Below are 22,296 nucleotides of genomic sequence, written 5' to 3' on the forward strand. Positions count from 1 at the left end.
TTCGTCTGCGAGGTCTTCATGACGGACACGACCGCACCCGCCGCACCCGTCGCCTTCCCCCAGAGCCGCACCTGCCCCTTCCACCCGCCCACCGGCTACGAGCCGCTGCGCGCCGAGCGCCCCCTGACCCGGATCACCCTCTTCGACGGCCGCGAGGCCTGGCTCGTGACCGGGCACGCGACCGCCCGCGCGCTGCTGGCCGACCCGCGCCTGTCGTCCAACCGCGACCGCCCCGGCTTCCCCGCCCCCACCAAGCGCTTCGCCGGGATCCGCAACCGCCGCACCGCCCTGCTGGGCGTCGACGACCCCGAGCACCGCACCCAGCGGCGCATGGTCGTCGGGGACTTCACCCTCAAACGGGCCGTCGAACTGCGGCCGCGCATCCAGCAGATCGTGGACGAACGCCTCGACGCGATGATCGCCCAGGGGCCGCCCGCCGACCTGGTGAGCGCCTTCGCGCTGCCTGTGCCGTCCATGGTGATCTGCGCCCTGCTCGGGGTCCCGTACGCCGACCACGACTTCTTCGAGACCCAGTCGCGACGGCTGCTGCGCGGCCCGGAGACCGCCGACGTGATGGACGCCCGGGAGCGGCTGGAGGCGTACTTCGGCGAGCTGATCGACCGCAAGCGGCGCGATCCCGGCCCGGGCCTGCTGGACGACCTGGTCCAGCGGCAGTCGCGCGACGGCGGGCTCGACCGCGAGGGCCTCATCGCCATGGCCCTCATCCTGCTGGTCGCGGGCCACGAGACGACCGCCAACATGATCTCGCTCGGCACCTTCACGCTGCTCCAGCACCCCGAGCGGCTCGCCGAGCTGCGCGCCGCCCCGGAGCTGGTGCCCACCGCGGTCGAGGAGCTGATGCGGATGCTGTCCATCGCGGACGGCCTGCTGCGCCTCGCCGTCGAGGACATCGAGGTGGCCGGCACGACGATCCGCAGGGGGGACGGCGTGGTCTTCGCGACCTCCCTCATCAACCGCGACGAGACCGTCTACCCCGAGCCGGACACGCTCGACTGGAACCGCCCCGCCCGTCACCACGTCGCGTTCGGCTTCGGCATCCACCAGTGCCTCGGCCAGAACCTCGCCCGCGCCGAACTGGAGATCGCCCTGCGCAGCCTCTTCGACCGGCTGCCCGGCCTGCGCCTGGCCGCCCCGGCCGAGGAGATCCCCTTCAAACCGGGCGACACGATCCAGGGGATGCTGGAACTCCCCGTGACCTGGTAAGAGGCTTCGGGAATGCGCATCGACATCGACAAGGACGTCTGCATCGGCGCGGGCCAGTGCGCCCTCACCGCCCCGGACGTGTTCACCCAGGACGACGACGGCTACAGCACCGTGCTGCCCGGCCGGGAGGACGGCGGCGGCAGCCCCCTGCTGCGGGAGGCGGCCCGCGCCTGCCCGGTGAGCGCCATCACCGTCTCCGAGACCGTGGGCTGACGCCGTAGCTCATCCGGCGCGCAGGAGCAGCCGGGCCGCCTCGCGCGCCTCGGCGGCGGGCCCGGCGCTCCTGGTGACGCCCGCCGTGACCATCGCGCCCTCGGCCAGCAGGAACAGCTGCCCGCCCAGCGCGGCGGGCAGCCCCGCCGCCCCGACGAGGGAGTCGAGGTACTCGCGGAAGGCCCGCTTGTGCGCCCGCACCTGCGCGGCCACCCGCGCGGACGTGGCGCCCAGCTCGCCGTACGCGTTGATCCACGCGCAACCGCGGAAGTCCGGCTCGCCGAACCACCCGCCCAGCCAGTCGAACACGGCCAGGATCCGCTCCTCGGGCTCCCCGTGCCGCTCGACGTACTCGGCCAGCCGCCCGCGCCAGCGCGCGTCCCGCCGCTCCAGATACGCCTCCACCAACTGCTCCTTCGCCGGGAACAGCTGGTAGAGCCGCTTGAGCGAGACCCCGGACGCGCCGCGGACGTCGTCCATGCCGACCGACTGCACGCCCCGCCCGTAGAACAGCTCCTCGGCGGCGTCCAGGGCCCGCTCCCGGGCCTCCGCACGGTCCATGAACGACTCCTCCTTGACGCGAGAACGAGCGTTCTCCTACCGTAGCAGCCACCCTGGAGAACGCTCGTTCTCCACCGCCGCTGACCGGGAGGATCCATGACCGACCGCCCGCCGCTGCCGCCGTTCACCCGCGAAAGTGCCGCGCGCAAGGTCCAGGCCGCCGAGGACGCCTGGAACACCCGCGACCCGCACCGGGTCGCCCTCGCCTACACGGAGGACTCCGTCTGGCGCAACCGCGACACCTTCGTCACCGGCCGGGCCGCGATCGTCGAGTTCCTGACCCGCAAGTGGGCGCGCGAGCGGGAGTACGCGCTGCGCAAGGACCTGTGGGCCTTCGACGGCAACCGCATCGCCGTCCGCTTCCAGTACGAGTGCCGCGACGCCGAGGGGCAGTGGTGGCGCTCCTACGGCAACGAACTGTGGGAGTTCGACGCGCACGGCCTGATGGCCCGCCGCGAGGCGAGCATCAACGACGTGCCGATCGAGGAGCGCGAGCGCCGCATCCACGGCCCCCGGCCGGAGTCGGAACGCGGAGCCGGCTTCCCCGTCCGGTGAGCCCCGGGAGTCGCTAGGGTTTCCCGGATGACCGAACAGGCCGCCGCCCGCAAGCCCTTCCTCTACGTCGTCGTCTGCGCCGCCGGCATCGCCGCGGACGTCAGCAAACTGATCACCGCCGCGCAGGAGCGGGACTGGGAGGTCGGGGTCATCGCGACGCCGGTCGCCGTGAACGGCTTCTTCGACACCGCCGCCGTCGAAACGCAGACGGGCCGCCCGATCCGGTCGGCCTGGCGCACCCCGGGCGAGCCGCGCCCGTTCCCCGCCCCGGACGCCGTGGTCGTCGCGCCCGCCACCTTCAACACCGTCAACAAATGGGCGGCCGGCATCGCCGACACCCTCGCCCTGGGCACCCTCTGCGAGGCGGCGGGCCTCGGCGTGCCGATCGCCGTCCTGCCCTGCGTGGCCGACGCGCTGGCCGCCCACCCCGCCTACCGCGACAGCGTCGAACGACTGCGGGGGATGGGCGTACGGTTCGGCGCGCCGTACACCGGAGAGCCGGGACCGGACGGGGAGCGGCCGGAGTTCGGGTGGGAGCGGGCCCTGGACCTCATCGAGCGCGGCTGACCGCCCGGGCCGGCGAACGGGCCCTTCCGGCACGGTCAGTCGCAGCCGACCGTCGGCCCCTCCACCATGCCGCCGGTGTACAGCGCCTGCCCGCGCGGCATCCAGTAGCCCAGCTTCGAGACGACCGTCGAGCAGGCCGAGGCCAGTGCGACCCGGACGCGCACGGTGGCGGGACGGCCCGGCTGGAGGTCGGTGAGAGCGCAGTCCACGGAGTGCGTCAGCCGGTCCCGCGACGGGGCCCGGCCGATCAGCGGGTTGACGCACCGGCCGTCCGCCGTGCTGATCCGCACTCCCGTGCTCTCCTCGCCGATCAGCCCGAAGCGCGCGCTGCCGTCGCCCTGCTCGCTGTCGCGGTACACGGTGTACGTCAGCGTGGTCGTGGTCCCGGGGCGCAGGCTCCGCGGCTCGACCTCCACGCGGTGGGTGGGCCGCTGCTTCGGCGCGGTCAGGGTGAGCCTGGCCCGGACCGTGCCGCGCAGGTCCACACCGGCGGGCGCGGAGCGGACGCGCACGGCGGCGGTGACGTCGTAGGTCCCCGGGCCGGGGTAGGGCTGCGAACCGGGCAGCGTCCCGGAGGCGACGGTCACGCCGTCGCGCCCGGCGGTCCAGCTGCCGGAGGTCAGGCAGGCGTACCGCACGGACGTTCCGGGGCGGCGGCAGGTCGCGGGTGCCGAGACCGCCGTCACCGGGGTGCCGCTGCCCACGCACAGGCTGACGGCCGCCCGCTCACCCCGCTCGCCCCGCAGGACGCCCGCGGGCGCGCAGAGCGTCGCCGGACCGTCCGCGGCCGGTGCCGGGGACCGGACCTCGGGCCGCGGCGGGACCGGCCGGCTCCAGCCGGCCGAGGCAAGGGCCAGGGACACCGCGGCCGCCCCGGTCAGGATCCTGAGCGTCCTCCGTCGTGCCGCCACGCGTCCTCCCGTACGAGACCGGCCGGCCCGGCACCGGCCACCTGCGCCGAGGATGCGGCAGCGGACGGACCGCCCCGCCGCTCCCACGCCGGGCCGTCACCTGGGGGCAGCAACGCTGACGGCCCGTCAGCCCGACCGGCTCGACTCGCCTTCGAGCGCACACGAGCACGTACGCTCCCCTGGTAACCCCTCACGAAGGCAGGAGCAGCAACCATGCAGTACGTGAAGCTCGGTTCGACGGGCCTGGACGTCTCGCGGATCTGTCTGGGGTGCATGACCTACGGGGTGCCCGACCGCGGCACGCACGAGTGGACGCTCGACGAGGAGGCCTCGCGCCCCCTGATCCGGCAGGCGGTCGAAGCGGGTGTCACCTTCTTCGACACGGCGAACATGTACTCCGACGGCACCAGCGAGGAGATCGTCGGCCGGGCCCTGCGGGACTTCGCGCGCCGCGACGAGATCGTGCTCGCGACGAAGGTGTACTACCCGATGCGCCCCGGACCGAACGGCGGCGGACTGTCCCGCAAGGCGATCATGACCGAGCTCGACCGGAGCCTCGCCCGCCTCGGCACCGACTACGTCGACCTCTACCAGATCCACCGCTTCGACCCGCACACCCCCGTCGAGGAGACGATGGAGGCCCTGCACGACGCCGTCAAGGCCGGCAAGGTCCGCTACATCGGGGCGAGTTCGATGTACGCCTGGCAGTTCTCCAAGATGCAGTACACCGCCCGGCTGAACGGCTGGACCCGCTTCGTCTCCATGCAGAACCACTACAACCTGATCTACCGCGAGGAGGAGCGCGAGATGCTGCCCCTCTGCGCGGACCAGGGCGTGGGCGTGCTGCCCTGGAGCCCGCTCGCCCGCGGCCGCCTCACCCGCGACTGGGACGCCACGACCGAGCGCGGCGCCACCGACCCCTTCGCCGGCACGCTGTACCAGGAGGGCGACCGCGCGATCGTCGAGGCGGTCACCCGCATCGCCGGTGAGCGGGGCGTGCCCCGCGCCCAGGTCGCCCTCGCCTGGCTGCTGCACCAGGACGCGGTGACGTCCCCGATCGTCGGCGCGTCGAAGCCGCGGCACCTGGAGGACGCCGTGGCGGCCGTCGAACTGCACCTCGACGAGAAGGAACTCGAGGAACTCGAGGCGCCCTACACGCCCCACCCCATCGCCGGTCACTGACGCTCTCGCGACTAGTGGGGTCCCTGCTGCGCGAACTCGGTGCCGCAGGGGCCCGCCCCTTCGCTCTCCGGCAGGACGACCCTCGCCCCGCTCATCGTCAGCGTGCGGTAGAACTCCCCGATCCGCTCGGCCGACCGCCCCACGTAGTGCCCGATGAACGACCGCCGGAAGCGGTCCTGCGAACGGTTCGGCTGCGACCCGTGGACCAGGCTCCCGTTGAAGAACAGGACGTCCCCCGGCCGCATGTCCACGGGCACGGGCTCCAGCCCGGGCGGCGGGGGAACGTACTCCCGCGCGAAGGACACGTCCGGGTCGGCGAGCTCCGGGCAGAACAGGTCCATCCGGTGGGTGCCGGGCACGACCTCCAGCCCGCCGTTCTCCCGGTCGATCACATCGCAGGCCACCCACGCCGCGACACACGTGCCCGGCTCCACCCGCAGGTAGAAGTTGTCCTGGTGCAGCGCCTGCCCCCGGGCACCCGGCGGCTTGAAGTAGAACATGCTCTGCGCGGCCAGCACCTCCTCGCCCAGCAGCACCTCCAGCACCGACCGGAGCCGGGCGTCCAGCAGGACCTCGCGCGCGAGGTCGTTGATCTCGTGCGGATGCATCACCCGCGGCCAGACGTGCAGCGGATCGACGTCGGGCCCGGCGGAGGCACACGGCTGGACGTGCCCGGGCACCGGGCCCGCCGCCCGCAGCGCCGCGAACTCCTCGCACAGCCGGCCGATCTCGGCGGCCCCGAAGAGCCCGCGCACGACCGTGAAACCGTCCTCCTCGAACCCCTCCCGGTACCGCCGCAGCCCGGCGGGGTCCAGGATGGAAGCGCCGGCGGCGCCGTTGCCCGTGACTGTCATGAACGCACTCCTCGGTCAGGTGGCCTCGGTCCAGAACGCTAGGCCGCCCAGCCGTCGAGGAGGATGCCCGTGCGTGCTGTGGGATTGCCCGGCACTGCTGACAGCGGGACCGGCGGGGACCCCGCACCGCCGCCCGGCCTGGTCGTGCTCGGCCACTTCGACCAACCGCCCGGCTACGGCGTCAGCCGTCCGCGCGGTGCGGCGAGCTGGCTGTTCACCTGGACCACGGCGGGCCGCGGACGGCTCTGGCAGGGCGGCGTCCGGGCCCCGGCCGGCGCGGGCGATCTGGTGGTGCTCGCCCCCGGTGTCCCGCACGGCTACACGGTCGAGCCCGGCGCCCGGCACTGGCGCTTCTGGTGGGCCCACTGCCAGGCCCGCACGTCGTGGGCCGCCTGGCTGCGGCCGTACGACAGGGGCGACGGGGTGTACGTGGTCACCTCCACGCCGGCCGGAGTGCGCGACCGCGTCGAGGCGGCCTTCCGGCGGATGCACGCCGATGCCCGCTGGACCGGGACCGGCACACCCCCCGCGCCCACGGGCCCGGACGGGCAGGTCGCCGTCGCGCACGGCAGCGCGGCCCGCGAACTGGCCCTGTGCGCCCTGGAGGAGATCGTCCTCCTCGCCACCGCGGGGGCCCGGCCCGCGGCGCCCCGGCCCGGTCTCGACCCCCGGATCCGCCGGGCGCGGGAGCTGATCGACGCCGACCCCGGCGCACCGCACACCGTCCGCTCGCTCGCCGAGGACGTCGCCCTGTCGCCGTCCCGGTTCGCCCACCTGTTCAGCCGGCAGCTCGGCCAGTCGCCCATGCGCGCCCTGCGCGAGGCCCGGCTCCGCCACGCCGCCCGGCTGCTGGAGAGCACCGACCTGCCCGTGGAACGCGTCGCCGCGGCCTCGGGATTCGCCAGTCCGTTCCACTTCAACCGGGTCTTCCGCGAGCGCTACGGAATACCGCCCGGCGCGTACCGGACACACCACTAAAACCCCGCGGACAGCACGGAAATCCCTTTCGCTCCGCTGATTGACATTTTGTCAAAAGGCAGGTGCGGCGTACGCAATGCACGAAACCGTGGGATCCCTTGTTCCCTGTAGTTGACCTGTGCAAAGGTGTGCCTTGTCGGTGTGCGTACAACACACCTTTCTTCTGTATGCGCGAGGCCACCAGCCCGCATACCCCTTGGTATGGACTTTTCCCGCATGTCCTTGAGAGGAATGCAGCCGTGAAAGACGCAGGCCCGTCGAATTCCCCGGCCCCGGCCCGCGGGCCCGGTGCGACGGACGAGCAGCTGAGCGCCGAGCTGAGGAAGTGGACGGGAGCGACCCCCGCACTCCACCCCGTCGGCGAACTGCTGGACCGGCACTGGGAGGCGGGCTTCGCCTACGCCCGGCTGTGCACCGACGGTTCACGCTCCGCGGGAATTCTCACCACCGCCGCATTCACCCGCCTCTTCGGCGAGACCCTGCGCCAGAACGGCCCGACCTCCGCGTGGCGGCCCCAGCTGCTGGTCACCGTCCGGCGTATCGCGGCCGAGTGGGCCGGCGACCACCGGCGCGACATGCTCCACCCGGGCCTGCTGACCGGGGCCGGTGACGGGGAGCGGCCGGCCGCCCGGCTGCTGCCGCCGCACAACCGGCGCCTGCTCTCCGGGGCCTTCCAGCGGCTGCCCCAGTCCGCCCGCTGCCTGCTCTGGCACATCGAGGTCGAGGCCGAGCCGCTCACCGCCCCCGCCGGGCTGCTCGGCCTGGACGAGGAGGGCGCGCGCGTCGAACTGGGCCGGGCCCGCGACCGGCTGCGCGAGGAGTGCCTCCAGCTGCACCGCGAACTCGCCCCCGACGAGGAGTGCCGGCGCTACCTGCGGCTGCTCGACGTGACGTACCGGCGCGGGGGCGTCGGCATCGACCCGGATCTACGCGCGCATATCGAGGGCTGCGGGCACTGCAGCGCCGCCGCCGACCAGCTCGCCCGGTTCAACGACGGGCTCGGCGTCGCCCTCGCGGAGGCGGTGCTGGGTTGGGGTGGCCGGGACTACGCGGAGAACAGACCGGGTGAGGCCGCCGGGCCCGCCGTGCCCGGGGACCGCGCCGGTGAGGCCCGTACCGCACCGGCCGGTGCCGCGCCGGAGGCCTTCCCGGACCCGGTCGCCCTCACCGGCGCCATCGGCGAATCGTTCACCGGCCCCGACGGCATCCCGCCCGCCCCGGCCACGCCGCCCACGGCCCCGGTCGCCCCGGGCAGGGACGCGGCCCAGGACGGGACCGCGGCTCAGGCCCCTGCCCCGGGGAGCCTCTCCACCCCGCCCGCCGCCGCGCCCCGGGGCCGCCGGGCCGAAGGCCCTCGCACCGCCCGCAGCCGGTCCGCCCACAAGGCGGCCCGCCGTGCCGCCCGGCGCCGTAACCTCACCGCCGGCGTCCTGACCGTCAGCGGCCTGGTCGTCCTCCCGCTGGTCCTGTGGTCCACCGGGAACTCCGGTGACGGCACCCCCTCGGCGGGCGCGGACCGGCCCTCCGGGACACCCGGCTCCGACGCGCGCGAGCCGGCCGGTGACTCGTCCTGGGCCGGGGCGGGCGACGCCGAGAAGGGCGCGCTGCGCGGCCGGCTGCACAACGTCGACTCGGGCCTGTGCGTCGGTATCGAGGGCAAGAAGGCCGTCGAGGACGCGGAGGCCGTGCTCACCCCCTGCTCCGCCGCCACCGCCCAGCAGTGGACGTACGAGACCGACGGGCTGCTGCGCAACGGCGCCGCCCCCGACCTGTGCCTCGACTCCCGCCTCGGCTACTCCGTACGGCTGGCCCCCTGCACGGGCGCGTCCCAGCCGGACACCAGGAACGTCCGCTACGACTTCACCCTCCAGGGCGCCCTGGTGCCCCGCTGGGACCAGGACCTCGCCCTGGCTCCGGCCGCGACCGACGGCTCGGGAGCCCTGGTCCTCAAGGCCCGGGCGGACGACGAGGCCCAGCGCTGGGTCGTCGACACCTCCAAGACCGACCTCCAGATGGAGGCCGTCAACTGGGACGCCCCCGCGCCGCCCCCGCGCCCGAAGCCCACCCCGACCACCACCCCCACCCCGTCCAGGACGCCCGAGCCCGCCCCGACCCCGTCCGCCACCCCGTCGACACCTCCGCCGACACCGACCGGCCAGGCGCCCGGCGCCCCGGAGTGCTCCCGCTACGGTTACCCCTGCGACGCGGACGGCCAGGACGGCTACCCCGGCTACGGCTACCCCGGTTACGGATACGGCGGCTATGGCTACGGCGGTTACGGCTACGGTGGCTACGGCGGAGGCGGCCGCCGCTGACCCGGCGCCCGCTCAGCCGCCGACGACGCGCAGGGACAGCCACAGCGCCACCACGGCCGGCACCAGCGCGGCCGGCACCGCGAGCAGCCCGAGCCGGGTGAACTCCCCGAGGCCGACGCGGTGCCCGTGCTGCTGTGCGATCCGCCGCCACAGCAGGGTCGCCAGGGATCCGGCGTAGGTCAGGTTGGGACCGATGTTCACGCCGAGCAGCACCGCCAGCACGGCACCCGGACCGGCCCCGGCGGTCAGCGGCAGCAGCACCAGCACCGCGGGCAGGTTGTTGATGAGGTTCGCCAGGACGGCGGCCAGCGCGGCCACGCCCAGCAGCGCGGGCAGGCCCGCCCCGTCGGGCAGCACGCGGTGGAGCGCGTCGGCGAGCCCGTGGTCGACGACCGCGCGCACGACGACGCCGAGCGCGAGCACGAACGCCAGGAACGCCGGGGCCGCCGACCGCACCACCGCCAGCGGGGTGGCCCGCCGCCGCAGCAGCGCCCGCCCGGCCAGCGTCACCGCACCGGCCAGGGCGGCCCACGCCGGGGCGATGCCGAGGGCGGAGGCCACGACGAACCCGGCGAGCGTGCACCCCACGGTGATCAGTGCGAACAGCGGCAGCTCGGGCGGCCGGGAGGAGTCGGGGGAGGGGAGCGGGGCCGCCAGTTCCCGGTCGAAGAACCGCCGGAACACCAGGTACTCGGCGCCGATGGCCACCAGCCAGGGCAGCGCCATCAGCGCCGCGAACCTGGTGAAGCTCAGCCCGCTGGCCGTGAACGCCAGCAGGTTCGTCAGGTTGGAGACGGGCAGCAGCAGCGAGGCGGTGTTCGACAGATGGGCGCACGCGTACAGGTGCGGCCGGGCCTCGACGCCCATCCGGGCCGCGGTGGCGAGCACCACGGGGGTCAGCAGGACGACGGTGGCGTCCAGGCTGAGCACGGCCGTGATGACGGAGGCCAGCGCGAACACCGCGGTCAGCAGCCGCCCCGGCCGCCCCGCCGCCCAGCGGGCCATCCACGCGCCGCACGCCGAGAACAGCCCCTCGACGTCGCAGAAGTGGGCGAGCACCAGGACGGCCGCGAGGAAGCCGACCACCGGCGCCAGCCGCTGGACCTCCTCCCAGGCGTGGTCCGGGGAGATCACCCCGACGGCGACCGCGAACCCGGCGGCGGGCACCGCCAGCACGGCCTCGGGCAGCCCCTTGGGGCGGGCGACGGCCCAGACCAGTACGGCGACCAGCAGCGTCACGGACAGGACTTCGGCGAGCGGGGTGTTCAGGGCGGGTCCTCCGGGACGTGATCAGGCCGTGCCCGCCCATGAAACCAGGCGCCGGTAAGAGAGCTGCCACGGCCCCGCCGTCCACGCCCGGGCCTGCCGCGTCACGGCCCGCCGCCCGCGCAAGGAACACCGAGGAGGCGCGACCCGGTCTCACACCTCGTCGAGCAGCGCCAGCTCGGCCCAGATCGTCTTGCCCTCGGCCGTGTGCCTGCTGCCCCAGCGCTGGGTCAGCTGGGCGACCAGGAGCAGGCCCCGGCCGCCCTCGTCCCAGGTCTTGGCCCGGCGCAGGTGCGGCGCCGTGTGGTTGGTGTCGGACACCTCGCAGATGAGCGTGGACGCGTCGTGGATCAGCCGGAGCCGGATGGGCGGGGCGCCGTAGCGGATGGCGTTGGTGACCAGCTCGCTCACCACCAGCTCGGCGGTGAACGTCGCCTCCAGCAGCCCCCAGCGCTCCAGCTGGTCGACGACCTGCTTGCGGATGGGCGCGACCAGCGCCGGGTCGGCGGGGATGTCCCACGTCGCGACCTGGGAGGACGGCAGGCCCCGGGTGCGCGCCAGCAGCAGGGCGACGTCGTCGGCGGAGCCGCCCGGCGGGAGCAGGGCGTGCAGGACACGGTCGCAGGTCTCGTCCAGCGAGTCGGCGGGGGCCGACAGCGCCTCGCGGAGCATCCGGTGGCCCGCCTCGCCGTCCCGCTCGTGGTGGGCGAGCAGCCCGTCCGTGTGGAACGACAGGACGCTGCCCTCCCGCAGCTCCACCTCGGCCGACTCGAACGGCAGCCCCCCGACCCCCAGCGGCGGGCCCGAGGGCAGGTCGAGCTGCCGGGCCGGGCCGCCGGGCGGGACGAGCAGGGGCGGCGGGTGCCCGGCGCGGGCCAGGGTGCAGCGCCGCGACACCGGGTCGTACACCGCGTACAGGCAGGTCGCACCCACCTCTCCGGTGCCCGCGTCGCCGCCGGACTCCTGGGACAGCCGCACGACCAGGTCGTCGAGGTGGGTGAGCAGCTCGTCGGGGGCCAGGTCGATGTCGGCGAGGGTGCGCACGGCGGTGCGCAGCCGGCCCATGGTGGCCGAGGCCTGGATGCCGTGGCCGACGACGTCCCCGACGACCATGGCGACCCGCATCCCGGACAGCGGGATCACGTCGAACCAGTCGCCGCCCACGCCGGAGCGGGTGGCGGGCAGATAGCGGGAGGCCGCCTCCACGGCCGCGGTGCGCGGCAGCACCCGGGGCAGCAGGCTGCGCTGCAGCGTGAGGGTCGTCTCGCGCTCGCGGGAGTAGCGGCGCGCGTTGTCGATGCAGACGGCGGCCCGGGCCGTGACCTCCTCGGCCAGCAGGACGTCGTCGTCCGTGAAGGGCTCCGGGCGCCGGAAGCGGGTGAAGACGGCGACCCCGAGGGTCGTGCCCCTGGCCTGGAGCGGCACGGACATCGTCGAGTGGACGCCGTACTCCTGGACCCGCCGGAAGCGGACCGGGTCCCAGGCGAGCCACCGCTCCAGCTCGGCGGACGAGCCCGAGGCCACCACCGTGTGACCCGCGACCAGCGAGGCGGCCTGCGGGGAGGTCTCCGGGTAGACGTCCACCTGGCCCGGCTTGGCGACGGCCTCGGGGCTGCCCTGGTTGACCGACTGGTGGGCGGCCCGGCGCAGGCTCACGGGCGGCGCGGGCGGCCCCGCCAACTCGCCGCCGTGCTCCCGCGGGTCGAGCAGGTCGACACTGACGAAGTCGGCGAGTGCCGGGACGCACACGTCCGCCAGCTCCTGCGCCGTCCGGGTGACGTCGAGGGTGGTGCCGATGCGCACGCTCGCCTCGTTGACCAGTTGCAGCCGCTCCCGCGACCGGTACTGGTCGGTGAAGTCGTGGGCGGTCACGCACACGCCCCGCACCTGACCGGTGCCGTCGGTGAGGGGAGCCAGCCGGGCCAGCCAGGCGTGCGCGCCCCGGCTCTCGCCGCTGGCCTTCATGTACGTCTGCATCTCCTGCCGCCGGCCCGTGCTCAGCACCCGGCGCAGATACTCCTCCAGCTCCCCGTTCTGCGGGCGGCTGCCGATGTCGGTGGGCCGCAGACCCAGCAGGCGGTCGGCCGGCAGCCCCACGAGGTCCGCCATGGCGTCGTTGACGCCGCGCAGCCGGAACCGGTCGTCGAAGATCATCGTGGCGCAGGGCGACTGCGTGAGGGCCGCCCGCACCAGGGGGTCCTCCGGCAGCTCCCGGTCGGGCGCCCGCGGCGGGGACACGGCGAGCCAGTCGGTCGTCTCGGGGCCGTCCGGCGGTCTGCGGTGGGCGAGCACCCACACGGGCACCGTGTGGCCGTCGCGGTGCCGCAGCGCGAGGGTGCCGCTCCAGCGGGAGTTCAGGGGCACGGGCGGCACGTCCGCGCCGTCGGCCAGCAGCTCGGCCGCCGGGCGGCCCACGACCTCGGGGGCCGTGTGGCCCAGCAGGGCGCGGGCGCCCTCGCTCCACTCGGTGAGCGTGCCGTCGGCGGCGATGACGGCACGGGCGGCCACGCCATCGTCGAACGGCTCGTCCGGGCTCATCGTCGCCACTCCATACGGACACTCACAGTGAACAGGGAGGTCACTTGAGTTCCAGACTAGTCCGTGGACGCCCGGTGTGGACCGGTAACCCCCGGGCCGCCCGGCCCCGGGGGCCGGGGTGGACATCCGGCCGATGTGACCTCCGGGGCAGAAGGCGGCCTCCGCACTCTTGACGGCCCCATGTGACGCATCGACAGAATCTGTTTGTTCACGGTGGGTTGTGATTACTTCTGGGTCCTCATGAGGGAGAACCGCCATGTCGGTCACGCGCAGATCGGTCCTGCTCGCCTCCGCGGCCGCGCCCGCGGCCGGAGCGCTGCTGGGCGCGCCGGAGGCGTGGGCCGCCGAGGAGGCGCGCGGCGCGTCCGGCCGCCGCACCGTCGCGCTGCGCGACGGCTGGCGCTTCGCGCTGGTCGACCCGGGCGGCATCACCGACCCGACCGGTGCCTACGCCGACGCCGCCCTGCCCGGGTACGACGACTCCGGGTGGCGTGAGATCGCCGTCCCGCACGACTGGAGCATCGAGCAGGCCCCCACCACCGAGCACGGCACGACCAGCGGCACCGGCTTCCTCCCGGGCGGCCTCGGCTGGTACCGCCTCGCCTTCACCCTGCCGCGCGCCCTCGCCGGGAAGCGGATCTCGGTGGAGTTCGACGGCGTCTACATGGACTCCGTCGTCCACTGCAACGGCAAGGAGGCCGGCCGCCACCCCTACGGCTACACCGGCTTCGCCCTCGACCTCACGGACCTGGTGCACACCGACGGCACCACCGAGAACGTGCTCGCCGTCAAGGTCCAGAACCGCCTGCCCAGCAGCCGCTGGTACTCGGGCAGCGGCATCTACCGCGAGGCCCGCCTGGTGATCACCGAGCCGGTGCACGTGGCCCGCTGGGGCACCCGCGTCACCACGCCCGAGGTCTCCCGCGAGCGGGCCGTCGTACGGGTCGCCACCTCGGTCGTCGACGCGTCGGGCACCGGCGCGCACGTCGAGGTCGTCTCCCGCATCGTCGACCCCGAGGGCCGGACGGTCGCCCGCGCCTCCTCCACGGCCGCCGTCAGCGGCGCGCACTCCGAGACCCACCAGCTCACGGTTCCGCGCCCCGAGCTGTGGGACATCGACTCCCCGCACCGCTACACCCTGCACACCGAGCTGCGCACCGGCGGCCGGACCACCGACACCTACCGCACGGTCTTCGGGATCCGCACCTTCCGCTTCGACCCGGACGAGGGCTTCTTCCTCAACGGCCGCCACCACAAAATCAAGGGCGTCGACCTCCACCACGACCTGGGCGCCCTCGGCGCCGCCGTGAGCCTCGACGCGGTCCGCCGCCAGCTGGAGATCATGCGGTCCATGGGCGTCAACGCCCTGCGCACCGCCCACAACCCGCCCGCCCCCGAGGTGATCCAGGTCTGCGAGGAACTGGGCGTCATCATGCTGGTGGAGGCGTTCGACTGCTGGCGCACCGGCAAGAACCGGTACGACTACGGCCGGTTCTTCGACGAGTGGGGCGAGAAGGACGCCACCGAGATGGTGCTCGCGGCCCGCAACTCGCCCGCGGTGCTGATGTGGTCCATCGGCAACGAGGTCCCCGACTCCACCTCCACCGCCGGCCTCGCCATGGCCGACCGGATCATCGCCGCGATCAAGGCGGCCGACGACACCCGACCGCTGGTCATCGGCTCCGACAAGTACCGCCGCATGCCCGCGAAGGGCTCCGCCGCGGACCTGATGCTCGCCAAGCTGGACGGGCTCGGCCTCAACTACAACACCGCCAGGTCGGTGGACCAGCTGCACGCGGCCTACCCGCACCTGTTCCTCTTCGAGTCCGAGTCGTCGTCGGAGACCTCGACGCGCGGCGCGTACCAGGAGCCCGAACACCTCAACACCGGCGAGAACCACACGCCGGGCAAGCGGGCGACCTCGTCGTACGACAACAACCTCGCCTCCTGGACCATGAGCGGCGAGTACGGCCACAAGAAGGACCGGGACCGCAAGTGGTTCGCCGGGCAGTTCCTCTGGTCGGGCATCGACTACCTCGGCGAGCCCACCCCGTACGACGTCTTCCCGGTCAAGGCGTCCTTCTTCGGCGCGGTCGACACGGCCGGCTTCCCGAAGGACATGTACTACCTGTTCCGGAGCCAGTGGGTCGACGAGCCGATGGTCCACCTGCTGCCGATGACCTGGAACCACGCCGAGGGCGACACCGTCGAGGTGTGGGCGTACGCGAACGTCGACACCGTCGAGCTGTACCTCAACGGGAAGTCCCTGGGAGTGCGGCGGTTCGACACGAAGAAGACCGTCGACGGCCGCGTGTACCTGGAGACGACCGAGGCGACCGGGGACGACAAGACCTTCACCGACGGCCCCTACCCGGGCAGCTACACCAGCCCGAACGGCAGCGCCGGCAAGCTCCACCTGACCTGGAAGGTGCCCTACGCGCCGGGCGAGCTGAAGGCCGTCGCGCGGCGGAACGGCCGGGTGGTCGCCACCGACGTGCTGCGCACCGCCGGCGCCCCGCACGCGATACGCCTGACCCCGGACCGCACGTCCCTCGCCGCCGACGGCCGTTCCCTGGTCTTCGTGACCGCCGAGGTCGTCGACCGGCGCGGTGTCGTGGTGCCCGACGCCGAGCACCTGATCTCCTTCGACGTGGCGAACGGCTCCCTCGCCGGGCTCGACAACGGCCGCCAGGAGAGCGCCGAGCGCTACCAGGCGAGCACCCGCACCGCCTTCCACGGCAAGGCCCTCGCCATCGTCCGCTCCGGCACCAGGACGGGCCGGGTGACGGTGACGGCCCGGGCCGACGGCCTGCGCACCGGCACGGCGTCCGTGCGCGCCACACCGGCCCGCGACCGGGCCGAGACCGACCCGCCGGTGTTCGAGCCGGAGCACCCCGCGCCCGTCACCTACCCGCACGCCGACGCCAGTTTCTCGGGCCGTCCGGACACCCTGCCCGCCGCCATGCTCGACGGCGACCCGGCCACCGGCTGGTCCAACGGCTTCTTCAAGCAGGCCACGGCCCTGCTGCCCGCCTTCGACGGGGCGCGTACGGAGGACTGGGTCTCGGTCGACTTCGGACGCACGCGCGGTTTCGACCGGGTCGACGTCTCCTTCACCGTGGACGCCACGCACAGCCTGCCCGCCTCGATCGAGGTGGCGGTGTGGGACGGCCGTGCCTGGCGGGCCGCCCGGGACACCGCGATCGACTGGGCCACCGCCTCCGGCGCCCCGACCGTGATCACCTTCGCGCCCCTGCGCGGCTCCCGCGTCCGGCTCACCCTGACGAGCCGCCACCCCGACGAGGCCCGGGGCGCGATCCGCATCAGCCGGCTGGAGACCCCGGCCGCCTGAGCCCGGACCCCGACGGTCCGGACCGGCGGCGAACGGCCAGTCCTGTCCGGACCGTTGACGGCGTGTCACAACAGCCACAACCATGGCCTGCGTCCGCATCTGGGAGCGCTCCCATCCCGAGCGCCACCCGCACCTCCCCAGAGGAGCCCAGACGTGAAACGACGCAGAACCGCCCTGTTGTCCCTCACCGCCCTGCTGGCGACCGCGCTCACCGCGCTGCCCTCCGCACCGGCCGGGGCCGAGGAGGTCGAACAGGTCAGGAACGGCACCTTCGACTCCACCACCGACCCCTGGTGGACGACCAGCAACGTCACCGCCGGACTGTCCGACGGCCGGCTCTGCGCCGACGTCCCCGGCGGCACCACCAACCGCTGGGACGCCGCCGTCGGGCAGAACGACATCACCCTCGTGAAGGGGCAGACGTACCGCTTCTCCTTCAGCGCGACCGGCACCCCCGCCGGGCACGCGGTACGGGCGATCGTGGGCCTGTCGGTGGCCCCGTACGACACCTACCACGAGGTGACGCCGCAGCTCAGCGTCTCCGGCGACACCTACTCGTACACCTTCACCTCGCCCGTCGACACCGCCCAGGGCCAGGTCGGCTTCCAGCTCGGCGGCAGCGCGGACGCCTGGCGCTTCTGCATGGACGACGTCTCCCTGCTGGGCGGGGTGAAGCCGGAGCCCTACGAGCCCGACACCGGGCCCCGGGTCCGGGTCAACCAGGTCGCGTACCTGCCCGCCGGGCCGAAGAACGCCACCCTGGTCACCGACGCCACGGCGAAGCTGCCCTGGGAGCTGAAGAACTCCCGCGGGACGGTCGTCGCCCGGGGCACGACCGTGCCGCGCGGTGTCGACGCCTCCTCCGGGCAGAACGTCCACTCGATCGACTTCGGCGCCTACAGGGCGAAGGGCACCGGCTTCACGCTCGTCGCCGACGGCGAGACCAGCCGCCCCTTCGACATCGACGCGAGCGCCTACGAGCGGCTCCGGCTGGACTCGGCGAAGTACTACTACACCCAGCGCAGCGGCATCGCGATACGCGAGGACCTGCGGCCCGGCTACGGCCGCAAGGCCGGGCACGTGGGCGTGGCACCCAACCAGGGCGACACGAACGTGCCGTGCCAGCCCGGCGTCTGCGACTACGCGCTCGACGTGAGCGGCGGCTGGTACGACGCCGGCGACCACGGCAAGTACGTCGTCAACGGCGGCATCTCCGTCTGGGAGGTGCTCAGCACCTACGAACGCGCCCTGCACGCCCGCACCGGCGACGCCGGCAAGCTCGGCGACGGCACCCTCGCCATCCCGGAGAGCGGCAACAAGGTGCCGGACCTCCTCGACGAGGCCCGCTGGGAGCTGGAGTTCCTGCTGAAGATGCAGGTGCCCGACGGCAAGCCGCTGGCCGGCATGGCCCACCACAAGATGCACGACGAGCAGTGGACCGGGCTGCCGCTGATGCCCCATGACGACCCGCAGAAGCGCGAGCTGCACCCGCCGTCCACGGCCGCGACCCTGAACCTGGCCGCCACGGCCGCGCAGGCGGCCCGCCTCTACCGGCCCTACGACAAGGCCTTCGCCGCCAAGGCACTGGCCGCCGCCCGCACGGCCTGGTCGGCGGCGCTCGCCCACCCCGACCGCTACGCCTCCGAGAGCGACGGCGTCGGCGGCGGCGCCTACCCCGACAGCGACGTCACCGACGACTTCTACTGGGCGGCGGCCGAGCTGTACCTCTCCACCGGCGAGAAGCAGTTCCAGGACCACGTCCTGAAGTCACCGGTCCACACGGCGGACCTCTTCAAGCCGATCGGCTTCGACTGGGCCCGCACCGGGGCGGCGGGGCGCCTCGACCTCGCCACGGTGCCGAACAAGCTGCCCGGCCGCGACAAGGTCCGCCGGTCCGTCGTCCAGGGCGCCGACCGCTACCTGGCCACCCTGAAGGCCCACCCCTACGGCATGCCGTACGCGCCGGACGGCAACAAGTACGACTGGGGCTCCAGCCACCAGATCCTCAACAACGCCGTCGTCCTCGCCACCGCGTACGACATCACCGGCGCCTCGAAGTACCGGGACGGCGCACTCCAGAGCATGGACTACATCCTCGGCCGCAACGCGCTGAACATCTCCTACGTCACCGGCTACGGCGAGGTCAGCGCGCAGAACCAGCACAGCCGCTGGTACGCCCGCCAGCTCGACCCCGCCCAGCCCAACCCGCCGAAGGGCACCCTCGCCGGCGGGCCGAACTCGAGCATCCAGGACCCCTACGCACAGAGCAAACTCCAGGGCTGCGTCGGCCAGTTCTGCTACATCGACGACATCCAGTCCTGGTCGACCAACGAGCACACGATCAACTGGAACGCCGCCCTGACCCGCATGGCCTCCTTCGTGGCGGACCAGGGATAGGGCCGGTACGGCACCGCCGCGTGCCGGGGGAGTCCGCCGACAGGACGCCCCCGGCACCCGCGCGTAGCCTGGTGTCATGCCAGCGGTGCGGGTCGACGGCATCGAGGTCGCGTACGACCGGGTGGGCCGGGGCCCGCCCCTCGTGCTCGCGCACGCCGCGACGACCGACGCCCGCGTGTTCCGTCCGCAGCTGGCGGACCTCGCCGACGAGTTCACCGTGATCGCCTGGGACGAACCGGGCGCCGGCCGCTCCTCCGACGTCCCGCCCTCCTTCGTCCTGGCCGACTACGCCCGCTGCCTCGCCGCGGTCATCGAGGACGCCGGTCTCGGCCCGGCCCATGTCCTGGGCCTGTCCTGGGGCGGGACCGTCGTCCTGGAGCTCTACCGGAACCACCCCGAGCTCGTCCGCACGCTGCTCCTCGTCGACACCTACGCCGGCTGGAAGGGCTCGCTGCCCCCGGCGGAGGTACGGCAGCGGGTCGCGGGGGCGGAGCGGATGCTGGCGGTCCCGGCCGAGGAGTTCGCGCCGACCATGCCGGGCCTGTTCGCCGCCGAGCCACCCGCCGACGCCGTGCGGCTGCTGTCCGTGATGTCGGCCGACACCCGCGCCCGGACCATCCGCACCGAACTCACCATCATGGCCGGGACCGACCAGCGCGACCTGCTGCCCGCGATCGAGGTGCCGGCCCTCCTGCTCTGGGGCGAGCTGGACGCGCGCTCCCCGGTGGAACCCGTCGCGCACCGGTTCCTCGCGGCGATCCCGGAGGCCACGCTGGTCGTGCTCCCGGGCGTCGGGCACCTCAGCAACATGGAGGCCCCGGACGCCTTCAACCGGACCGTCCGGGAGTTCTGCCGCGCCCACTCCTGAGCGGCCCGGCCACGGCCCGGCGCGACGGCCCGTGCCCGACGGGTTCCCCGGGCCGCTCGTGGGCGGTCAGGGTGTGCAGCCGGGCCGGGTCCAGCGGCTCGTGCACCTCGACGTACGCGCCGTGCGGCAGCCGCTTGATCACACCGGTGGGACGGCCGTGCGCCACCAGCTCCCGGTCGCGCTCCCGCAACCCCAGGCAGATCCGCCGGGTGACGACGAAGACCGTCGCCGGGACGACGAACATCCCGATCCGCACCGCCCACGTCACCGTGTTGATCGACAGGTGGAAGCGGGTCGCCACGATGTCGTTGCCGCCACCCGCCAGCAGCACCAGGTAGAGGCTGATCCAGGCCGCTCCGATCGCCGTGCGGACCGGGCGGTCGCGCGGCCGGTCCAGCAGATGGTGCTCGTGCCGGTCCCCGGTGAACCGGGCCTCCAGGAACGGGTACACGCCGATGAACACCAGCAGCAGCGGGAACACCACGATCGGGATCAGCACGCCCGGCACCAGCGTGTGCCCCCACAGCGTGATCTCCCAGCCGGGCATGATCCGCACCAGGCCCTCGGCGAACCCGAGGTACCAGTCGGGCTGGGCGCCCGTCGACACCTGGTCGGCGCGGTAGGGGCCGTACGACCAGACCGGGTTGATCGTCGCCACCGCCGCCATCAGCGCCAGCACCCCGGACACCAGGAAGAAGAAGCCGCCCGCCTTCGCCAGGTACACCGGCATGAAGGGCGCCCCCACCACATTGCGTTCGGTGCGGCCGGGCCCCGCGAACTGGGTGTGCTTGTGGTACACGACGAGCAGCAGGTGGAGCACGATCAGCGCCGCCATCACCCCGGGGATCAGCAGCACGTGCAGCGCGTAGAAGCGGGCCACGATGTCGTCGCCCGGGAACTCGCCGCCGAACAGGAACATCGCCAGGTACGTCCCCACGATCGGCACCGACAGCAGCGCGCCGTGCACGAACCTCAGGCCCGTGCCCGACAGCAGGTCGTCGGGGAGCGAGTAGCCGAACAGCCCCTCGAACAGGCCGAGGAACAGCAGCAGCCAGCCGAACAGCCAGTTGACCTCCCGCGGCTTGCGGAACGAGCCCGTGAAGAAGTGCCGCATCATGTGCGTCAGCATCCCGGCGACGAAGACCAGCGCCGCCCAGTGGTGCAGCTGCCGGATCAGCAGCCCGCCGCGCACGTCGAAGCTGATGTCCAGCGTGGAGGCGTACGCCTCGGACATGCGCACGCCGTTCAGCGGCGTGTAACTCCCGTCGTACACCACCTCGTTCATCGACGGGTGGAAGAACAGCGTCAGATACACGCCGGTGAGCACCAGCACCACGAAGCTGTACAGGCATATCTCGCCGAGCAGGAAGGACCAGTGGTCCGGGAACACCTTGCGCAGGTACTTCCGGCCGAGCGTGTGGGTGCCGAGCCGGCCGTCGAACCAGTCGGCGAGGCGCTCGCCGCGTCCGGCGCTCACGCCGCCTCCTTGGGCACACGGGTGAGCTTGTCCGGGTTGGCCACCACGTAGATGCCGCGCACCCGGTCGCCCTCCGGCGTGAGGTCCAGGACCAGGACGGCGTACGGCGCGTCGCCGTCGAACAGCACCGCCGCGTCGTCGCCGTTGACCCGCCGGTAGCGGAACACGGGGTTGCGCGGGCCGCCCCGCCCGGACGTGAGCAGGCGCGTCACCTTGTCCCGGCCGTGCACCGGACGCAGGCTCGCCGGCCGGCGCTTGCCGCCGGCGTCCGTCCACGCCGTCACGTCCGGCGCGAGGATCTCCATCAGCGCGGCGATGTCGCCGCCCAGCGCCGCCCGCACGAACCGCTCGGTCGCCTCCCGCCGCACCCGCGGATGCGCCTGGTACCGCGGCCGCCGCGCGTGCACATGCTCCCGGGCCCGGCGCGCCAACTGCCGTACGGCGGCGGGGGAGCGGTCGATGATCTCGGCGATCTCGGCGTGCGGGTAACCGAACACCTCGCCCAGGACGAACACGGCCCTTTCCAGCGGGGTCAGCGACTCCAGGACCACCAGCATCGCCAGCGACACCGATTCGCTCCGCAGGGCCGGACCGTCGGCGGTGTCGGCGTTCTCCTCGGCGACCAGCGGCTCGGGCAGCCACGCCCCCACGTACGTCTCCCGCCGTCGGCTGATCACCGCGCGGCGCCGCAGGGCGTGGTTGACCGCCACCCGGACGAGATAGGCGCGCGGGTTGTCGATGCCGGCCGACGGAGCACCTCCGCCGCGGGCCGTCCAGGACAGCCACGTCTCCTGCAGGACGTCCTCGGTGTCGGCGACACTGCCGAGCATGTTGTAGACGACGCCGAACAGCAGCTCGCGATGGTCGACGAACACCCCTGTCGCCGCGTCGAGCGGGGCGTCGGTGCCGGGTGCGGAGATCTCGGTCATGCGTGGCCCTCCCGTGTACGCGCTCACCACTGCGAGCCGGACAGGGCCCCGGAATGTGACATCGCACCGGCGGATGTGACCCACATCTCAGCCGCCGAGCGGGCGGGAC

Annotated in this window: 17 protein-coding genes; 10 read left to right on the top strand and 7 right to left on the bottom strand. The window is 73.5% G+C overall.

What is annotated here, in order from left to right:
• Positions 1–18 precede the first annotated feature (18 nt).
• Both C1703_RS37520 and C1703_RS37525 read left to right on the top strand, forming a co-directional pair.
• Positions 19–1,224: a cytochrome P450 gene (locus C1703_RS37520; RefSeq protein ID WP_114257007.1), complete on the top strand. Its 1,206-nt coding sequence runs from the start codon at positions 19–21 to the stop codon at positions 1,222–1,224.
• Positions 1,225–1,236: 12 nt separating this feature from the next.
• A complete protein-coding gene (locus C1703_RS37525; protein ID WP_114257008.1) occupies positions 1,237–1,437 on the top strand; it encodes a ferredoxin in 201 nt (66 codons plus the stop codon).
• A 9-nt stretch (positions 1,438–1,446) separates the two neighbouring features.
• Here the strand turns inward: C1703_RS37525 and C1703_RS37530 are convergent, their stop codons facing one another.
• Positions 1,447–1,998 (bottom strand): TetR/AcrR family transcriptional regulator, encoded by a 552-nt coding sequence (locus tag C1703_RS37530; protein WP_114257009.1) that lies wholly within the window; start codon positions 1,996–1,998, stop codon positions 1,447–1,449.
• A 96-nt stretch (positions 1,999–2,094) separates the two neighbouring features.
• On the opposite strand from C1703_RS37530, the gene C1703_RS37535 reads away from it, so the two are divergent.
• The gene (locus C1703_RS37535; protein ID WP_114257010.1) at positions 2,095–2,553 is read left to right on the top strand and encodes a nuclear transport factor 2 family protein; all 459 of its coding nucleotides are present in this window, start codon (positions 2,095–2,097) and stop codon (positions 2,551–2,553) included.
• 27 nt (positions 2,554–2,580) lie between these two features.
• Positions 2,581–3,120, top strand: coding sequence for a flavoprotein (locus C1703_RS37540; protein WP_114257011.1), 540 nt, complete (start codon positions 2,581–2,583; stop codon positions 3,118–3,120).
• Between the two features lie 35 nt (positions 3,121–3,155).
• Here C1703_RS37540 and C1703_RS37545 read toward each other — a convergent pair whose 3' ends face one another.
• On the bottom strand, positions 3,156–4,031 hold the full coding sequence (locus tag C1703_RS37545) for a hypothetical protein (protein ID WP_114257012.1): 876 nt from the start codon (positions 4,029–4,031) through the stop codon (positions 3,156–3,158).
• A 213-nt stretch (positions 4,032–4,244) separates the two neighbouring features.
• On the opposite strand from C1703_RS37545, the gene C1703_RS37550 reads away from it, so the two are divergent.
• Positions 4,245–5,213 (top strand): aldo/keto reductase, encoded by a 969-nt coding sequence (locus tag C1703_RS37550; protein WP_114257013.1) that lies wholly within the window; start codon positions 4,245–4,247, stop codon positions 5,211–5,213.
• Positions 5,214–5,224: 11 nt separating this feature from the next.
• Here the strand turns inward: C1703_RS37550 and C1703_RS37555 are convergent, their stop codons facing one another.
• Entirely contained in the window at positions 5,225–6,067 is an 843-nt protein-coding gene (locus C1703_RS37555) for a phytanoyl-CoA dioxygenase family protein (RefSeq protein WP_114257014.1), read from the bottom strand.
• Positions 6,068–6,130: 63 nt separating this feature from the next.
• Between C1703_RS37555 and C1703_RS37560 the strand changes: the two genes are divergently transcribed.
• Together C1703_RS37560 and C1703_RS37565 are read left to right on the top strand one after the other, a co-directional pair.
• Positions 6,131–7,045 carry a helix-turn-helix domain-containing protein gene (locus tag C1703_RS37560; protein WP_114257015.1) on the top strand — a complete coding sequence of 305 codons (915 nt, stop codon included), beginning with the start codon at positions 6,131–6,133 and terminating at the stop codon, positions 7,043–7,045.
• 239 nt (positions 7,046–7,284) lie between these two features.
• Positions 7,285–9,360 (top strand): ricin-type beta-trefoil lectin domain protein, encoded by a 2,076-nt coding sequence (locus C1703_RS37565; RefSeq protein ID WP_114257016.1) that lies wholly within the window; start codon positions 7,285–7,287, stop codon positions 9,358–9,360.
• A gap of 12 nt (positions 9,361–9,372) precedes the next feature.
• Here the strand turns inward: C1703_RS37565 and C1703_RS37570 are convergent, their stop codons facing one another.
• Both C1703_RS37570 and C1703_RS37575 read right to left on the bottom strand, forming a co-directional pair.
• Positions 9,373–10,629 carry an arsenic transporter gene (locus C1703_RS37570; protein WP_114257017.1) on the bottom strand — a complete coding sequence of 419 codons (1,257 nt, stop codon included), beginning with the start codon at positions 10,627–10,629 and terminating at the stop codon, positions 9,373–9,375.
• Between the two features lie 150 nt (positions 10,630–10,779).
• The gene (locus C1703_RS37575) at positions 10,780–13,164 is read right to left on the bottom strand and encodes a SpoIIE family protein phosphatase (protein WP_114257018.1); all 2,385 of its coding nucleotides are present in this window, start codon (positions 13,162–13,164) and stop codon (positions 10,780–10,782) included.
• A 256-nt stretch (positions 13,165–13,420) separates the two neighbouring features.
• Here C1703_RS37575 and C1703_RS37580 point away from each other — a divergent pair, with 256 nt between their 5' ends.
• The 3 genes from C1703_RS37580 to C1703_RS37590 all read left to right on the top strand — a co-directional run bounded on the left by C1703_RS37580 (position 13,421) and on the right by C1703_RS37590 (position 19,781).
• Positions 13,421–16,516 (top strand): glycoside hydrolase family 2 TIM barrel-domain containing protein, encoded by a 3,096-nt coding sequence (locus tag C1703_RS37580; protein ID WP_114257019.1) that lies wholly within the window; start codon positions 13,421–13,423, stop codon positions 16,514–16,516.
• Positions 16,517–16,669: 153 nt separating this feature from the next.
• Positions 16,670–18,913 carry a glycoside hydrolase family 9 protein gene (locus tag C1703_RS37585; RefSeq protein WP_114257020.1) on the top strand — a complete coding sequence of 748 codons (2,244 nt, stop codon included), beginning with the start codon at positions 16,670–16,672 and terminating at the stop codon, positions 18,911–18,913.
• Between the two features lie 76 nt (positions 18,914–18,989).
• On the top strand, positions 18,990–19,781 hold the full coding sequence (locus tag C1703_RS37590; RefSeq protein WP_114257021.1) for an alpha/beta hydrolase: 792 nt from the start codon (positions 18,990–18,992) through the stop codon (positions 19,779–19,781).
• Here the strand turns inward: C1703_RS37590 and C1703_RS37595 are convergent.
• Together C1703_RS37595 and C1703_RS37600 are read right to left on the bottom strand one after the other, a co-directional pair.
• On the bottom strand, positions 19,741–21,258 hold the full coding sequence (locus tag C1703_RS37595) for a cytochrome bc complex cytochrome b subunit (protein ID WP_114257022.1): 1,518 nt from the start codon (positions 21,256–21,258) through the stop codon (positions 19,741–19,743). The genes C1703_RS37590 and C1703_RS37595 overlap by 41 nt on opposite strands.
• On the bottom strand, positions 21,255–22,187 hold the full coding sequence (locus C1703_RS37600) for a sigma-70 family RNA polymerase sigma factor (protein WP_114257023.1): 933 nt from the start codon (positions 22,185–22,187) through the stop codon (positions 21,255–21,257). The genes C1703_RS37595 and C1703_RS37600 overlap by 4 nt, the downstream gene beginning before the upstream one ends.
• Positions 22,188–22,296: the final 109 nt, after the last annotated feature.

Origin of the sequence: Streptomyces sp. Go-475, assembly GCF_003330845.1 — a bacterium.
GTDB lineage: Bacteria > Actinomycetota > Actinomycetes > Streptomycetales > Streptomycetaceae > Streptomyces.

Bases quoted from the DNA above. Each gene is read 5' to 3' on its own strand.
- C1703_RS37520 (WP_114257007.1), top strand. From the start codon at position 19: ATGACGGACACGACCGCACCCGCCGCACCCGTCGCCTTCCCCCAGAGC.
- C1703_RS37525 (WP_114257008.1), top strand. From the start codon at position 1,237: ATGCGCATCGACATCGACAAGGACGTCTGCATCGGCGCGGGCCAGTGC.
- C1703_RS37530 (WP_114257009.1), bottom strand. From the start codon at position 1,998: ATGGACCGTGCGGAGGCCCGGGAGCGGGCCCTGGACGCCGCCGAGGAG.
- C1703_RS37535 (WP_114257010.1), top strand. From the start codon at position 2,095: ATGACCGACCGCCCGCCGCTGCCGCCGTTCACCCGCGAAAGTGCCGCG.
- C1703_RS37540 (WP_114257011.1), top strand. From the start codon at position 2,581: ATGACCGAACAGGCCGCCGCCCGCAAGCCCTTCCTCTACGTCGTCGTC.
- C1703_RS37550 (WP_114257013.1), top strand. From the start codon at position 4,245: ATGCAGTACGTGAAGCTCGGTTCGACGGGCCTGGACGTCTCGCGGATC.
- C1703_RS37555 (WP_114257014.1), bottom strand. From the start codon at position 6,067: ATGACAGTCACGGGCAACGGCGCCGCCGGCGCTTCCATCCTGGACCCC.
- C1703_RS37560 (WP_114257015.1), top strand. From the start codon at position 6,131: ATGCCCGTGCGTGCTGTGGGATTGCCCGGCACTGCTGACAGCGGGACC.
- C1703_RS37575 (WP_114257018.1), bottom strand. From the start codon at position 13,164: ATGAGCCCGGACGAGCCGTTCGACGATGGCGTGGCCGCCCGTGCCGTC.
- C1703_RS37580 (WP_114257019.1), top strand. From the start codon at position 13,421: ATGTCGGTCACGCGCAGATCGGTCCTGCTCGCCTCCGCGGCCGCGCCC.
- C1703_RS37590 (WP_114257021.1), top strand. From the start codon at position 18,990: ATGCCAGCGGTGCGGGTCGACGGCATCGAGGTCGCGTACGACCGGGTG.
- C1703_RS37600 (WP_114257023.1), bottom strand. From the start codon at position 22,187: ATGACCGAGATCTCCGCACCCGGCACCGACGCCCCGCTCGACGCGGCG.